The following is a 13,650-nucleotide window of genomic DNA, read 5'->3' as shown; positions in this document are numbered from 1 at the left end:
CCTTTTTAACTGTGGAACGTCTTGGGACAGATGCAATGGCGAAAGGTACGGTTGATTTCTTCAACGACACTGGCGGTTACGGTTTCATCGACACTGAGGACGCTGACGAAGACGTGTTCTTCCACATGGAAGACATCGGCGGTCCGGACCTCGAAGAGGGGCAGGAAGTCGAGTTCGAGATAGAGCAGGCGGACAAGGGTCCGCGCGCGAAGAATCTCGAACGCCTGTAAACGCATCGCGTAGAACTGAGTTTTTATTGATGCCGACCGAACAGCGGCGGCACTCGCACTCGAACCGGCCGTTCTCCGATGAACCGCAGGGCGTTTAACGACCGGTCGGCTTGCTTCGAGTATGGAAGACGCACTCGACGAGGAGCTTCATCGGCGGACGAAGCAGTTGCTTGAACCCGGCGACATCGAACTCAACGGGGCCGTCGTCCACACCGACTACGGCGGCGACGAGGAGACCGAGATGCACCAAGCGACCGTAGACGTGGGCGACGTTATCGCTAAGCACGCAGGCCACGAACCCACGGACACCTTCGTCTACTCGGGCACCGACGACACCGACTTCGCGTCGAACCAGCATCAAGGCCTGACGCTGGACGACGAGTCGTTCGTCTGGGAGTGTCAACAACTCCTCCGGGAAGGCTCGTTCGACATGGTGTTCTACTACGAGGCCAGCGCCGACCACGAGGGCATCCTCGACGGCATTCGGGACCTCGGCTTCGAAGTGACCGGCGTCGAAGGGTAGTTCGACCAACCGGGATACCCGCGGACGTGTCTCGTTTGGAAGGGTTTACGTACTGGCCGTACCAAGCCACGGATAACAGCGGTGCGACGGGTGACTCAAAGGGTGACAACATGACTCTCGGAATCTATCTCTCTGACACGCGATTGGGGAGGCGATGCCCGTGAGTGCGACGAGCGGCGTCGTCTCCGGGATTCGAATCAGCCACGACCGCGCGAGTCTCGACGACGTGGAGTCAGCCTACCACGCCGACGAGACCGCGATTCTCGAACGAATCGCCGACGTGCCGGGCGTTCACGAGGCGTTCGTCCTCCAGACGTGCAACCGGTTCGAGACCTACGTCGTGACGGACAGCGAGGCGACCGGACGGGCCGTGCTGGCGGAGTTCGCGCCCGACGTAGGCGACCACTCGATGGTGGAGATGAGCCACGAAGAGAGCCTTCGCCACCTCCTGCGGGTCGCGGCCGGACTCGAATCGCTCGTCCTCGGTGAGGACCAGATTCTCGGGCAGGTCCGAGACGCCTACGAATCTGCCCGCGAGGTCGGCACGCTCGGCCCGATGCTCGACGACGCGGTGACGAAGGCCATCCACGTCGGCGAGCGCGCCCGGACCGAGACCGCCATCAACGACGGTGCGGTTTCGGTCGGGAGCGCCGCCGTGAAGCTACTGGACGAACGGACCGACCTCGACGACGCGACGGCGCTGGTCGTCGGCGCGGGCGAGATGGGCACCATCGCGGCCCACGCGCTCGCCGACGCCCCGGTCGGAACGCTGTACGTCGCAAATCGGTCGCTCGACAGCGCGACCGAACTCACCGACGCGGTGGCTCACGAGGACGCCCGTGCGCTCGCGCTCGACGGACTTCCCTCGGGTCTCGACGCGGCCGACGTGGTGGTCTCGGCGACGGGGAGCGAGGGCCACGTCCTCGACGCCGAGGACCTGCGCGATTCCGGCGAGACGGTCGTCGTTGACATCGCCCAACCGCGAGACGTTTCGCCCGCCGTGGACGCTATCAACGGCGTGACTCTCCACGGCATGGCGTCGCTGGAGTCGGTGACCGACGCGACCGAGCGCCGACGCCGGACGGCCGCCGAGTCGGTCGAGGCGATGATCGACCGAGAGTTCGAGCATCTGCTGGAGAGCTACAAGCGCAAGCGCGCCGACGAGGTCATCTCGGCGATGTACGAGAGCGCCGAGCGCATCAAGGAGCGCGAAGTCTCCGAAGCCCTCTCGAAACTCGACGCTCACGGCGACATCTCGGAAGAGCAACAGGAAGTCATCGGCGCGATGGCCGACGCGCTCATCTCCCAACTGCTCGCGCCGCCGACCAAGAGCCTGCGCGACGCCGCGGCCGACGACGACTGGACGACTATCAACACGGCGCTCCGGCTATTCGACCCTGACTTCGGCGACGAACGCGAGGGCGAACCGCCGGAGTTCGTCCGCGAGATGGCTGGCGAGATTCCCGACGAGATGGCCGAACGGATGCCCGACGACGTGCGGGCGACGATGGCGGGCGACGACGACTGAGTTTTCCCGTCGCCACTACTTTCGCGGAGAGCGGCGGCCGTCGCCGGAGCGCCACCACGAGACGACTCCCGCTCGGCGGTTCGCCTTCGATTTCGACACCGACCTTTTTGAGCGAGAACGCCCAACCACTACACATGGCCGACACCCTTTCCGACGACGAGATAGCGACGAAAATCCCGGACGACTGGGAGCGCGTGGACGACGAAATCGTGCGCGTCTTCGAGTTCGACGACTATCTCCAAGGCGTCGCGTTCGCCGCCGAAGTCGGCGAAATCGCCGAGGAGGAGTTCCACCACCCGACCATCGAGATTCGGTACGAGGAGGTCGAAATCCGGTTCACGAGCCACGAGGCGGGCGGTATCACCGACGACGACATCCACATGGCGGAACTGACCGACGACCTGCGGTAAGCCCCACGATGGACGCTCGCTACGTCTTCGCGGTTCGGTTTCGCCTCGACCCCGCGACCGGCGGCGTCTCGGTCGAACCGAACAAGTTCGAGACGCGACTCGCCCGCGACGCCGACCCGCCGGGCGATGAGGGGTGGTTGTTCTTCCGAGACAACCTCTGGCGCGGGGAGATAAACGACGACCGCCACTTCCGGCGACTGACCGAGGAGGCGCTGGACGTGACCGTACTGTCGGTCGAGTACCGCGCGTTCGAGACCGACGAGGAGTATCTCGATGCGCTGAAAGACGAGATTCGGGGCGACCTCGGGACGTTCAACGCGGACTCGGTCTCGGACGTGCTGAACAAGTATCTCGGGAGTTCCGTCGAGGTACAGCGGTAAGGCAGATGTATGAGAGAGTCGATGCAACTCCGGAAAACGTTTAAATTACCCGAGCGCTTACTCCGTTGTCCCTATGGTCGCCCGAGAGTACGATTACTGGCTGCTCGACTTGGACGGCACCCTCATCGACGTGGACTGGTCGTATCCGCGCTCGGTGTTCGACAGGGTCGGGGTCCGTCTAGGTCGGGAGTTCTCGGACCGCGAAGCCGAAATCCTCTGGCACGGTCTAGGCGGGAACCGCAACGACCAGTTGCGCGAGTGGGAGATAGACCCCGACGAGTTCTGGCCCGCGTTCCACGATATCGAGGACCCCCAGCGCCGGGCCGAGGAGACGTATCTCTACGACGACGCCGCGTTCGTCGGCGAGTTGGACTGCCCGGTCGGCCTCGTCACCCACTGCCAACCGTTCCTCGCCAATCCCGTGTTGGACGAACTCGGCATCCGCGACTGGTTCGATACGGTCATCTGCTGTGACGAGGAGTTAGGCTGGAAACCCGACCCCGCGCCGATGCACCACGCGATGGAACAACTCGGCGTCCGCGAGAGTGGAGAGGGCGTCTCCGCGAGCAGAGCGAGCGGCGAGTCGTCGAACGGCGTCTACGCGGGTGACGGCGCGAGCGATGTCGGCGCGGCCTGGAACGCCGGACTCGACGCCATCCACGTCGAGCGCCACGGCCACCACCGCCGCGAACAGTGCGTGCTGGGCGATTATCGCGTGGAGAGCTTCGACGAGTTGCTGGCGATGCCGAACTCGGAGTGACTTTGTCGCCGGACGCTACCGCTCGAATCCCGACAAGTCGGCGAGAATACCGTCGAGTTCGTCGTCCAGCGCGGCGTCGAGTTCCCGGACGCCAGCCTTCGCCGTGCGGTCGGGGTTCGCCAGCACGCGGACCGTTTCGGTGCCGACAGACACGAAGCCGAGACCCAACTTCTCGGCGGTCGTGCGCAGGCCGAGACCGGCGTCGGCCCGTCCGGCGGCGACGTTTCTGGCGGGACTCTCGTGGGCTTTCGCCGCGAGTTCGAAGCCGTCGATGGACTCCACGAGGTCGTGGCGCGTCGCGCCGCGTTCGTCGGCGAGGTCGGCCACAGTCTCGCCCAGCGTGGTCCGTAGACCCGAGTCCGACCCCCGGTTGACGAATCGCAGGTCACGGTCAACGAGGTCCGCGAGACCCGCGATTTCCTCGGGGTTCCCGGACGGAACGACTAGACCCCACTCGCGTTCGTAACTGGCGAGTTCGCTCGCGTCGAGTTGTCGGTCGCTCGCCGAGTCGCCGGACGTGACCACGAAGTCGGGCACGCCGTCTCGAAGCTTCCGAAGCCCCACGCGGGACCCGACCGAGAGATAGCGCGGTCGCTCCAGCGCGTCGAGCAGGCGCGCCAAGGCGGGGTCGTCCTCACCGACACCCAACACGCTCGGCGGGCGTACGTCCGGCGAGAACAACTGCACTTCGACCGACTCGCCCTCGGCGAGGTAGGCGGTGTCGGCCGGGACCGAGACGACGCCGTCGGCCTCCACGAGGCTGGTGGTCGCGCCGCTCCCCTTGTCCACGACGTAGGCCAGCAGGTCCCCATCGCCCGACTCGCCGGGACCGGTCTCGGTGAGACCGACCGGCATCAGTCGCATTCGACCCTCGCCGTAGCGTTCCTCGGTGGCCATTCGGGCCTCGACGGTCGCCGTGGCTGGTTCGGGGACCTCGGCCGCGCGCCGAATCGCTGGCGCGACGAACGTCCGGAAGATGGTGAGCGCGGAGACGGGATACCCCGGTAGGCCGACGTAGGCGGATTCACCGGCAGACTCGGAGTTCGCTAATCGCCCGACGAGCATCGGCTTGCCGGGCTTGACGGCGACGCCGTGGAGGAGCAACTCTCCGCGCTCCTCGATGACCTGATAAATCACGTCCACCGCGCTCGCGCTCGTGGACCCCGACGACAGTACGAGATCGCACTCGTCGGCGGCCTCGCGGAGGATGCGCTCCATCTCGTCGTAGTCGTCGCCCGCGTGGGGGTAGAGCGTCGGTTCGCCGCCCGCCTCCTCGACGGCGGCCGCGACGGTGTAGCTGTTCACGTCGTAAATCTGGCCCGCCGCGCTGTCTACCTCCTCACCCGGCCGGACCAACTCGTCGCCGGTCGAGACGATGCCGACGGTCGGCTTTCCGCGAACCGGGACGGAATCGACGCCGAGCGCCGACAGCAGGCCGATTTCGCGGGCCGTGAGCCGCGTTCCGGGTCCAAGCGCGCGCTCGCCAGCCGCCACGTCCGCGCCCGCGAGCATTACGTTGTCGCCCGGCGCGACGGCGGTGCGGACCGCGACGCTGTTTCCATCCTCGGACTCGTCGGTTCGCTCGACCATCACCACGCTGTCCGCGCCGGGGGGCATCACCGCGCCGGTCGAGATTTCGACGGCGCGGCCCTCCGTGACTTCCACGTCGGGTTCCTCGCCCGCATGGACGGTCCCCGCGAGTTCGAGGCTTTCGGGGTCGGTCTCGTCCGCGCCGAAGGTGTCGCGGGCGCGCACCGCGTAGCCGTCCATGCTCGCGCGGTCGAACCCCGGCACGTCGATATCGGCGTCCACGCGCTCGGCGAGGACGCGGCCGCGCGCGTCGGCGAGCGCGACCCGCTCCGGGTCGGGAGTGAGGTCGAGGCTGGCGATTGCGTCTCTGGCGGTTTCCGGGTCGGCGAGGTCTCTGAACTCCTTTCTGTCGGTCATCGGTCGTGTTCTCCTGTTTCGAGGTTCGGTTGCTGTGTTCGCTGTTCGGTGTCGATTACTGCCGGATTGGCATCTGGTTCGGTCACGCTGACCACTCCCAGTCCTGTACAGCGACGGTCTCGCCCGCGGGAATCCCCTCGCGGCCCTCCGGCACTTCGACCCAGCCGTCCGCGAGCGCGACGCTCGACAGGACGCCCGACCCGGAGGCTCTGGTCGGCGTAGCGGTCGTTTCTCCGGTCTCTCCGCCCTCGTCAAGTTGCACCCGCGCGAACGTCCGGATTCCCGGTTCGCTCCGAATCTTCCGGTCGAGTCGCGCCGCCGTCGTCGGGAACGACCGGCAGGGAAGCCCGCCGACCGCCTTCAGCGCGGGCCGGAGGAACTGGACCGCGTTGACGATGCACGCAACCGGATAGCCGGGGAGCGCGATGATGGGTGTCTCCTCGACGACGCCCACCGCGACAGGGTGGCCCGGCTTCAGGGCGACGCCGTGGAACAGAATTTCCCCGAGGTCCGAGAGGACTTCGGGGAGCAGGTCGCGCTCGCCGACCGACGACCCGCCGGTCGTGACCACAACGTCCTTGGTCAGGTCGCGCTGGATGGCCGCCCGGAGCGCGTCGGGGTCGTCGGTCACCACGTCGCGGTAGATCGCTTGCCCGCCCCACCGCTCGACGTACTGTGAGACGGTCAGCCCGTTGGTCTCGACGACTTCGCCGGGACCGGGGTCGGACTGAACCAGTTCCTCGCCGGTGGGAATCACGCCGACCGTCGGCCGCTCGCGGACTGCGACCGACTCCACGCCGACGGACTTCAGCAGTCCCAAATCGGAGGGCCGGAGGCGGTGGCCGGGGGCGTAGAGGTGCTGGCCCGACTCCACGTCCTCGCCGACCGGCGCGACGTTCTCGCCCTCTGCGACGGCGTCGAAGATTTCGACTTCGGAGCCGAATTCGTCTACCTGCTCTATCATCACCACAGCGTCCGCGCCCTCGGGCAGTTCGCTCCCGGTGTGGACGCGGACTGCACCCTTGGTGGGCACTTCGTCGGCGTCGTCGGCCGCGCCCGTGCTCCGAAGCACCTCCGGCGAGCGGTCGCTCGCGCCGAAGGTGTCCTCGGCGCGGACCGCGTAGCCGTCCATCGCGGCCCGCGGGTAGTGAGGAACGTTTCGCGCGGCGACGACTTCCTCGACCAGCACCCGGTCGTCCGCGGCGGCAAGTCGCACCTCCTCGGTCCGGTCGTGAGACGTGACGGCGTCGAGCAGGCGCTCGCGGGCCTCGCCAACGCGCGTCTTGTCCTTGAACCCGGACCGCTTTCGGTCCGGTTGCTCTTCGGTCATGAGTGAAAATCGGCCGTCAGCGGGCAAAAACGTGTGGGAGTGTCCTCTCGACCGAGAAATCACCGACGCTTGATGGCTCGATAGCTGAATATCACGGAGACGCCGAGGAAGCTGATTAGACTGAGAAGCATGCCATCAGTGAGTTCGGCACCCTCTACGATGGCGGCGGCGACCACGAGAACGCCCGAAAGTGCGAACAATCCCCACTCCTGCGGACCGGTCAGGTGCCGTTCGATCTGCTCACGAAATATCCAGTACACGAAGAAGGCCGCCAGCGTGACGCCGAGCGGGAGACCCCACTCGCCGGGTGTCGCCCCGACCACGACGAACAGGACCGCGAAGGCGACTGCGAACAACACCTGCAATCCAAACCGGAGTCGCGCCAAACTGTTTCTCTCGGAGTCGTCACCTTCCTCCCGGCTCATTGACAGCGATAGCTCGCTCTCGGAACATATCACTGTCGTGTTTCGATTGACGCGCCGTCCAGAGCCTCGCCGCCCAGACCGCGACCACACCCTTTTTCGCCCTTCCGTCCTAAGACGCAGGTATGTCAGCGCTTCGTGAAGCCATGCGAGAGTTGCCGGACGCGGTGTTCGCCGACTTGCTGGAGAGCGACGACGCCTACCTGTTGGTCATCGACGTGCCGGGAGTCAACGACGAGACGGTGGACGTGGGCGTCACCGACGGGCGACTCGAAATCGAGGCGCGCCGCGAGAAGGACGTACCGATGTCGTACTCCTACCTCCAAGAGGAGCGGTCGCTGTTCCTCGACGCCGACCTGCCGCTCCCGCCGGACGCCACAGGGGCGGACGCGGAGGCGACCATCGACCGCGGCGTGTTGGAGATTCGCCTCCCGAAGCGCGAGGCGGCACCCGAACGAGAAATCCCCATCGAGAGTCGGTGACGCCGCGAGGTGGTCACACTGGGTAATCTTCGTGCGTACCGGCGATTCTTCGTCGTCGCGTACCACTTCCTGCCGCTGTTGCTGAGTTACGCCCGCGACCGTCGCCGGTTCCTGCTGTTCGGACGGTCGCGCCGGGTCGATAGCCAGACGCGCGTCGAGCGCGCCAACACCCTGCTGGAGTCGCTGCTCACGCTCGGGCCGACGTTCATCAAACTCGGCCAACTGCTCTCGACGCGCCCGGACATCCTGCCGCCCGAGTACGTTGACGAGTTGTCGAAGCTCCAAGACGAGGTGCCCCCCGCCGACTGGGCGGAGGCGCGCGCGGTCCTCGAAGACGAAGTGGGACCCATCGAGGAGCATTTCGACGAGTTCGACACCGACGCTATCTCCGGTGCGAGTCTCGGACAGGTCTACACCGCCGAAATCGACGGCGAAGAGGTCGCCGTGAAGATCCGGCGACCGGGTATCGAGGAACTGGTCAACGCCGACCTCCGGGTCATCCAGTGGTCGCTCCCCATCCTGATGCGATTCATCGGGCAGGCACGGGCGTTCTCGCTGGACAACCTCGCCGACGAGTTCGACCGCACGATTCGACAGGAGATGGACTACGAGCGCGAAGCCGCGATGCTCACCGAGATTCGGTCGAACTTCGAGGGCAACGACAACGTGGCGATTCCCGCAGTGATAGATTCCCACTCCGGGTCGCGCGTGCTGACGATGGACTACATCACGGGCACGAAAATAAACGACGTGGAGGAACTGGACGCGGTGGGCGTGGACCGCCACCAGCTCGCGGTCAACCTCCAAGAGGCGTACCTCCAGATGATGCTGGAAGACGGCGTGTTCCACGCCGACCCCCATCCCGGCAACCTTGCCGTCCAATCCGACGGCACCATCGTCTTCTACGACTTCGGGATGTCGGGCCGGGTAGACGAGTTCATCCAGAACAAGATAATCGAGTTCTACATCGGCGTGGCGAACCAAGACATCGACGCCATCTTGGACGCGCTCGTGGAGATGGGTACTCTCAGCCCGGAGGCCGACCGCAAGACGATGGGGAATGTGATGGAGTTGGCCATCGAGGACGCCCGCGGCGAGGACATCGAGAACTACCGGGTCCAACAGATAGTCGAGCAGGTCGAGGATACCATCTACGAGTTCCCCCTGCGACTCCCCTCGAACCTCGCGCTGGTCCTGCGGGTCGCCACCGTTGTCGAAGGGGTCTGCGTGACGCTCGACCCCGGCTTCGACTTCATCTCGGTGGCGACCGACTACCTGACCGAGCAGGGCTACCGCGAGGAGTCGATAAAGCAGTTCGCCAGCGAGACCGGCGACCAGATTCAGCGCTCCATCCAGTCGTCGGTCCGGGTCCCGCCCAAGTTGGAGAACACCCTCGACCGCATCGAGCGCGACGACTTCTACGTCCGCGCCGACGTGGAAGACGGCAACGACGTGTTCGAGAAGCTAGCCAAGCGACTCGTCTACGGCATGATGCTCGCCTCGGGCGTGTTCTCGACCGCGTTCCTCTACGCGCTGACCAACGTCGAGGCCGCGGGGGTCGCGGGTGTCTTCTCGTTCGGCGTCGCCGCCCTGCTCTACAAGAACTTCCGCGGGCAGAAGGGGACCCGAGTGACGCCCCAGTTCACCCGCCACGAGATGCGACAGCGCCGCGGCGGGGAGTGACGCCGCCGCGGTGTGGACGACCACGTCGGCGTTCCCAGAGAACGCGCGGCGCGTTTTCGGTAACTACCCGCTGATACTCGATGGTGTGCTCTGCCGAGAGCGACGACGCGCACTGGTTTTAGGATAGCCAAAAACTAATTTTTGATTTTGGAAAGTCTTTTTGGACGGTGGTGAGAAGAGATGCACATGGTAGGAGTCGAAAATCTCGTGCTGGTGTTCGTCGCGGGCCTCGTGACGGCGCTGGCGACGGGACTCGGCGCGCTCCCGTTCTTCGTGGTCGATGACTTCAGCGACCGCTGGAACGTGGCGCTGTGGGGAATCGCGTCGGGAATCATGGTGTCGGCGTCGCTGTTCGGCCTGATAAACGAAGGGCTGGCCTACACGGCGGGCGGCTTTCCGACGCTGATGGTCGGCGGCCTGCTCGCGGGCGTCGTCCTCGTGGAAGTCGCAGACCGAGCGCTCGACGCCATCGACCTCGGTAGCGAGGAAGAGGAGGAAGACGACCACGCCGCTCACGACCACGGCGCTGGCGACGCGGAGGCCGTCCACGCCGACGGCGGGGGTCACGACCACGACGAACACGCGATGGAGGCCGAAGCGTTCGCGGAGGGCGACCTCAAGAAACTCGTCCTCATCCTCGGCATCCTGACGGTCCACAGTTTCCCCGAGGGCGTCGCAGTCGGCGTCTCGTTCGCGGAGTTGGGTCTGGAGGGCGGTCTCTCGATTTTGGGCTTCACCGTCCCCCTCCTCGCGGTGTTCATGACCGTCGCCATCTCCATCCACAACGTGCCGGAGGGGACCGCCATCGCCATCCCGATGCGCGCGATGGACGTGAGCAAGTGGCGGATGGTCGGCGCGGCGGTGTTCTCCAGTCTCCCCCAACCCATCGGCGCGGTCGTGGCCTTCGCGTTCGTCCGGTGGGCCGAGTCGTTCCTCCCCTTCGGGTTCGGGTTCGCCGCGGGCGCGATGATATACCTCGTCCTCACCGAGTTCATTCCCGAGGCGCTGGAGACCGGCGCGGAACTCCCCGGCGGGGGCCGCCGGGAACTGCTCGCCGGACTGGCGGCCGGGGTCGTCGCCATGATTCCGTTGATGTACGTCTGAGGCGTTGGTTCGTTTCCTCTCGGTGAGTTCGGAAGCGCTTGTCAAGCGTTGTACAGCGAGACCCAGAGCAACGGCGCGACGACCATCGCCATCGTCGGAATCATGATGAACGCGACCGCGACCGCTTCGGCCTCCGAGGCGACAGGAGCGAGATACAGCACCGCGGGGATGGCGAGAAAGAAGCAGGCCAGACCGAGCGCGGCCGCCGCTATCTGTCGGTTCGGGTCGTCCTGACTCGTGTCGAACTCGGGGAAACCGAGACGTTCGATGGCGGCGTCGGCGTCGGAGACGGGACCGAGGCGATACGACTCACCGGAGTCGTCGGCGAACTCGACGACGGTCGTTCCGAACAGTCTGCTCGTGATGCGACGCCGGGCCGAAGGGTCCCGGATTTCCTCGACCGGACAGACCCACTGGGGCGCGTCGAGCAACGTGTCGTAGCAGACAAGCGCATCGCCCCGACGTTGGTATTCGAGGGTCCCAAAGCGGGCGTAATGAACCAACACGCTGGGGGTTACGACGACGGCGAGTACGACCGCGGCCGCGAGAAGCGCCCAGAGACCGACCACGAGGAACAACAGCGCCGAGAGCAGTATCAGGATGATTCCGCCCCGAGTCAAGAGCACGAGCGCGACCGGAATCAGACTGGTGAACAGCACGGCCGAGGTGTCGGTCCGGACGCGCTCGTCGGGCGCGCTCTCGGGCGCGTCGATGCTCGGCGGCGGGTCGCCGGTCTCGACATTGCCGAAAACCCACTCGCCGATGCGGAGCGGTTCTTTCTCAAGGTGGTCAACCCAGAAGCCGTACGCGTCGGCGAGTGTCTTGACCGCGACGATGACCATCAACAGGACGGTCCCCGCGGCGCGCGATTCGTCCACCACGGCGAGCAACGGCAGGAGCAAGACGACCAGAATCATCTGCCGAGCGGCGGACGAACCGGCCGCGCGCGCGGAAACGTCGGTGTACTCCGCCCGTCCGATGTACTCGGTGCGGAACTCATTTGCGCGCGCTGCGACCAGTCCGACCGCCGAGAGTAGGACCGTCGCCGGGAGCGCGGCCGACGCCGAGAGCAGGAAGTCCGCCAGCACGAGGACGGCGATTCCGACCCAGACGAACAGGAAACTCCCGGCCATCCCGAGCGCGAACGGCAAGTTTCGCGGGTAGACAGGCGGCCATCCCTCTCGAAACGCGACGCCGCCGCGCTTGTCCAGCAGTTCCGAGAACGGGAGGTCGGTGCTACCGAACTTCGCGCTCGGAACTTGTTCGGCGAATAGCGTCTTCAGCGCGGCGAACACCGCGGTGACGACGCCCTCGATACCGTAGAGGACGAGCAACGCCGCGAGGTTCCACTCCCAGACCAGCACGCCGACCAGCGGGAGCGCGTTCCCGCCGACGAGCAGCGCCGCTCGGGCACCGTGTCCGAGGACCGCGCTCGCCCGACTCTTCATACTGGCCCGAAAAGAGGTAGACGACTTAGGTGTGGCGGAGCGTTGTCAGGTCCGGGTTCCGGAGTTCAGCCTTCCCGTGTCTTTACCCTCGCTGGCGACGAGGCTTCGGTATGGACATCGCGCCCTTCGAACTCGAACGCTGGTTCGCCAAGTACGAACACGAGGCCGACATCATGCTCGCCGAGAGCGGCATCCGGAGTCTGGAGGCCGACCGGTTCGACCTGAACCCCGGCAAACTCGGCTACGTCATCCCGACCAACGGGGACCCGGAACTCCGTGAGCAAGTCGCCGACCGCTACGACCGCGGGACCGACGAAGTGCTGTTCACCTGCGGCGCGCAGGAGGCCAACTTCCTCGCGTTCCTGTCGCTGCTGGACGGCGGAAATAGCGCGAGCGGCGAGAGCCACGCCGTCGTCGTCACGCCGACGTATCAGGCGCTCCACGCTGTGCCGGAGGCAATCGGGGACGTGACTCGGGTCCCGCTCGAACCGCCGAACTGGGAACTCGACGTGGACGCCGTCGCGGACGCGATTCGCCCGGAAACGTCGGTCGTGGTGCTGAACAACCCGAACAACCCGACCGGGCGCTACCACCCCGAAGAGAAAGTGCGGGCGCTCTACGACCTCGCCGCCGACGCGGACGCCTACCTGCTGTGTGACGAGGTGTACCGCCTGCTGTCGTCGGACCCGCTCCCGCCCGTGGCGAGCATGGGCGAGTACGGCATCAGCACGACCAGTTTGACGAAGGCGTACGGTCTCGCTGGCCTGCGGTTCGGGTGGATTGCGGGACCTTCGGAGGTCATCGAACGGGCGTGGCAGTGGAAAGACTACACGACCATCTCGCCCTCGTTGTTCGGCCAACACCTCGCCCGACAGGCGCTCGGCGAGCGCGAGGACGCGATTCTGGCCGAGAACCGCGAACTCGCCGCGCACAACCGCGAGCGCGTCCGGGAGTTCGTGACTCGCCACGACCTCTCGTGGTACGACCCCGTGGGCGTCAACGGATTCATCTCGGTGCCCGAAGGCTTCGACGGGAGCGTGGACTTCTGCGCGACGGTCGTCGAAGAGGCCAGCGTCGTCCTCGCGCCGGGCGACCTGTTCGGCTACGACGACTACTTCCGCATCGGGTTCGGCCTGCCGACCGACGAACTGGAGGAAGGACTCGCGCGCGTCGGCGACTGCATCGAGCGCCGCGCCTGAGCAGTCGGTCTCACGAGCGCGCGAACGTCCCGGTTCGACCTCGAACCGGGACGTTCGCGGCCCTGTGACGAGAAGTCATGCCAAGACGTTGGGTTTTGTGAGAGACTAGCTGAGAGTACGTTTTAAAATTTATAGAGCATTTTAAACGCGTCGTAAAACGTCAAGATGATCGCGTAAAACCGACGAAAAACTGCGGGTCGGTGA

General features: G+C 65.8%; 14 protein-coding genes. 10 read left to right on the top strand and 4 right to left on the bottom strand.

Features of this window, described 5'->3' with window-relative positions; translation table 11 throughout:
- Positions 1-35: 35 nt before the first annotated feature.
- The 6 genes from EP007_RS03100 (at position 36) to EP007_RS03075 (ending at position 3,831) form a co-directional block, all read left to right on the top strand.
- Positions 36-230 carry a cold-shock protein gene (locus tag EP007_RS03100; RefSeq protein WP_128476257.1) on the top strand — a complete coding sequence of 65 codons (195 nt, stop codon included), beginning with the start codon at positions 36-38 and terminating at the stop codon, positions 228-230.
- Between the two features lie 121 nt (positions 231-351).
- Positions 352-753 (top strand): DUF5778 family protein, encoded by a 402-nt coding sequence (locus EP007_RS03095; protein ID WP_128476256.1) that lies wholly within the window; start codon positions 352-354, stop codon positions 751-753.
- A gap of 160 nt (positions 754-913) precedes the next feature.
- Positions 914-2,281 (top strand): glutamyl-tRNA reductase, encoded by a 1,368-nt coding sequence (hemA, locus tag EP007_RS03090; RefSeq protein WP_208023523.1) that lies wholly within the window; start codon positions 914-916, stop codon positions 2,279-2,281.
- Positions 2,282-2,415: 134 nt separating this feature from the next.
- Entirely contained in the window at positions 2,416-2,691 is a 276-nt protein-coding gene (locus EP007_RS03085; RefSeq protein WP_128476254.1) for a 4a-hydroxytetrahydrobiopterin dehydratase, read from the top strand.
- Between the two features lie 8 nt (positions 2,692-2,699).
- Positions 2,700-3,071: an LWR-salt protein gene (gene lwrS / locus EP007_RS03080; protein WP_128476253.1), complete on the top strand. Its 372-nt coding sequence runs from the start codon at positions 2,700-2,702 to the stop codon at positions 3,069-3,071.
- Between the two features lie 73 nt (positions 3,072-3,144).
- Positions 3,145-3,831 (top strand): HAD family hydrolase, encoded by a 687-nt coding sequence (locus EP007_RS03075; RefSeq protein WP_128476252.1) that lies wholly within the window; start codon positions 3,145-3,147, stop codon positions 3,829-3,831.
- 15 nt (positions 3,832-3,846) lie between these two features.
- On the opposite strand, the gene EP007_RS03070 is transcribed toward EP007_RS03075, so the two are convergent.
- The 3 genes from EP007_RS03070 to EP007_RS03060 all read right to left on the bottom strand — a co-directional run bounded on the left by EP007_RS03070 (position 3,847) and on the right by EP007_RS03060 (position 7,533).
- Positions 3,847-5,778 carry a molybdopterin biosynthesis protein gene (locus EP007_RS03070; protein WP_128476251.1) on the bottom strand — a complete coding sequence of 644 codons (1,932 nt, stop codon included), beginning with the start codon at positions 5,776-5,778 and terminating at the stop codon, positions 3,847-3,849.
- Positions 5,779-5,860: 82 nt separating this feature from the next.
- A complete protein-coding gene (locus EP007_RS03065) occupies positions 5,861-7,108 on the bottom strand; it encodes a molybdopterin molybdotransferase MoeA (RefSeq protein ID WP_128476250.1) in 1,248 nt (415 codons plus the stop codon).
- Between the two features lie 59 nt (positions 7,109-7,167).
- Complete coding sequence (locus tag EP007_RS03060; protein ID WP_128476249.1) at positions 7,168-7,533, bottom strand: aminoglycoside phosphotransferase; 366 nt, start codon at positions 7,531-7,533, stop codon at positions 7,168-7,170.
- 122 nt (positions 7,534-7,655) lie between these two features.
- On the opposite strand from EP007_RS03060, the gene EP007_RS03055 reads away from it, so the two are divergent.
- From EP007_RS03055 to EP007_RS03045, 3 genes are all read left to right on the top strand, one after another.
- Positions 7,656-8,012 (top strand): Hsp20/alpha crystallin family protein, encoded by a 357-nt coding sequence (locus EP007_RS03055; protein ID WP_128476248.1) that lies wholly within the window; start codon positions 7,656-7,658, stop codon positions 8,010-8,012.
- 9 nt (positions 8,013-8,021) lie between these two features.
- Positions 8,022-9,695, top strand: coding sequence for an ABC1 kinase family protein (locus EP007_RS03050; protein WP_128476247.1), 1,674 nt, complete (start codon positions 8,022-8,024; stop codon positions 9,693-9,695).
- Positions 9,696-9,881: 186 nt separating this feature from the next.
- A complete protein-coding gene (locus tag EP007_RS03045) occupies positions 9,882-10,799 on the top strand; it encodes a ZIP family metal transporter (protein ID WP_128476246.1) in 918 nt (305 codons plus the stop codon).
- A 41-nt stretch (positions 10,800-10,840) separates the two neighbouring features.
- Here the strand turns inward: EP007_RS03045 and EP007_RS03040 are convergent, their stop codons facing one another.
- A complete protein-coding gene (locus EP007_RS03040; protein WP_128476245.1) occupies positions 10,841-12,247 on the bottom strand; it encodes a DUF6498-containing protein in 1,407 nt (468 codons plus the stop codon).
- 110 nt (positions 12,248-12,357) lie between these two features.
- Here EP007_RS03040 and EP007_RS03035 point away from each other — a divergent pair, with 110 nt between their 5' ends.
- Positions 12,358-13,446 (top strand): aminotransferase class I/II-fold pyridoxal phosphate-dependent enzyme, encoded by a 1,089-nt coding sequence (locus tag EP007_RS03035; protein ID WP_128476244.1) that lies wholly within the window; start codon positions 12,358-12,360, stop codon positions 13,444-13,446.
- The last annotated feature ends 204 nt before the right edge of the window (positions 13,447-13,650 follow it).

This window comes from Halorussus pelagicus (assembly GCF_004087835.1).
In the GTDB taxonomy this organism is placed as follows: domain Archaea; phylum Halobacteriota; class Halobacteria; order Halobacteriales; family Haladaptataceae; genus Halorussus; species Halorussus pelagicus.
Note: the sequence above shows the minus strand (reverse complement) of the source record. Positions and strands in the feature narration are given on the sequence as shown.

Excerpts from the sequence above, each read along its gene's own strand:
- lwrS (WP_128476253.1), top strand. The coding sequence starts at position 2,700 with ATGGACGCTCGCTACGTCTTCGCGGTTCGGTTTCGCCTCGACCCCGCG.
- EP007_RS03070 (WP_128476251.1), bottom strand. The coding sequence starts at position 5,778 with ATGACCGACAGAAAGGAGTTCAGAGACCTCGCCGACCCGGAAACCGCC.
- EP007_RS03100 (WP_128476257.1), top strand. The coding sequence starts at position 36 with ATGGCGAAAGGTACGGTTGATTTCTTCAACGACACTGGCGGTTACGGT.
- EP007_RS03060 (WP_128476249.1), bottom strand. The coding sequence starts at position 7,533 with ATGAGCCGGGAGGAAGGTGACGACTCCGAGAGAAACAGTTTGGCGCGA.
- EP007_RS03085 (WP_128476254.1), top strand. The coding sequence starts at position 2,416 with ATGGCCGACACCCTTTCCGACGACGAGATAGCGACGAAAATCCCGGAC.
- EP007_RS03095 (WP_128476256.1), top strand. The coding sequence starts at position 352 with ATGGAAGACGCACTCGACGAGGAGCTTCATCGGCGGACGAAGCAGTTG.
- EP007_RS03040 (WP_128476245.1), bottom strand. The coding sequence starts at position 12,247 with ATGAAGAGTCGGGCGAGCGCGGTCCTCGGACACGGTGCCCGAGCGGCG.
- EP007_RS03035 (WP_128476244.1), top strand. The coding sequence starts at position 12,358 with ATGGACATCGCGCCCTTCGAACTCGAACGCTGGTTCGCCAAGTACGAA.
- EP007_RS03065 (WP_128476250.1), bottom strand. The coding sequence starts at position 7,108 with ATGACCGAAGAGCAACCGGACCGAAAGCGGTCCGGGTTCAAGGACAAG.
- EP007_RS03055 (WP_128476248.1), top strand. The coding sequence starts at position 7,656 with ATGTCAGCGCTTCGTGAAGCCATGCGAGAGTTGCCGGACGCGGTGTTC.
- EP007_RS03075 (WP_128476252.1), top strand. The coding sequence starts at position 3,145 with ATGGTCGCCCGAGAGTACGATTACTGGCTGCTCGACTTGGACGGCACC.
- EP007_RS03045 (WP_128476246.1), top strand. The coding sequence starts at position 9,882 with ATGGTAGGAGTCGAAAATCTCGTGCTGGTGTTCGTCGCGGGCCTCGTG.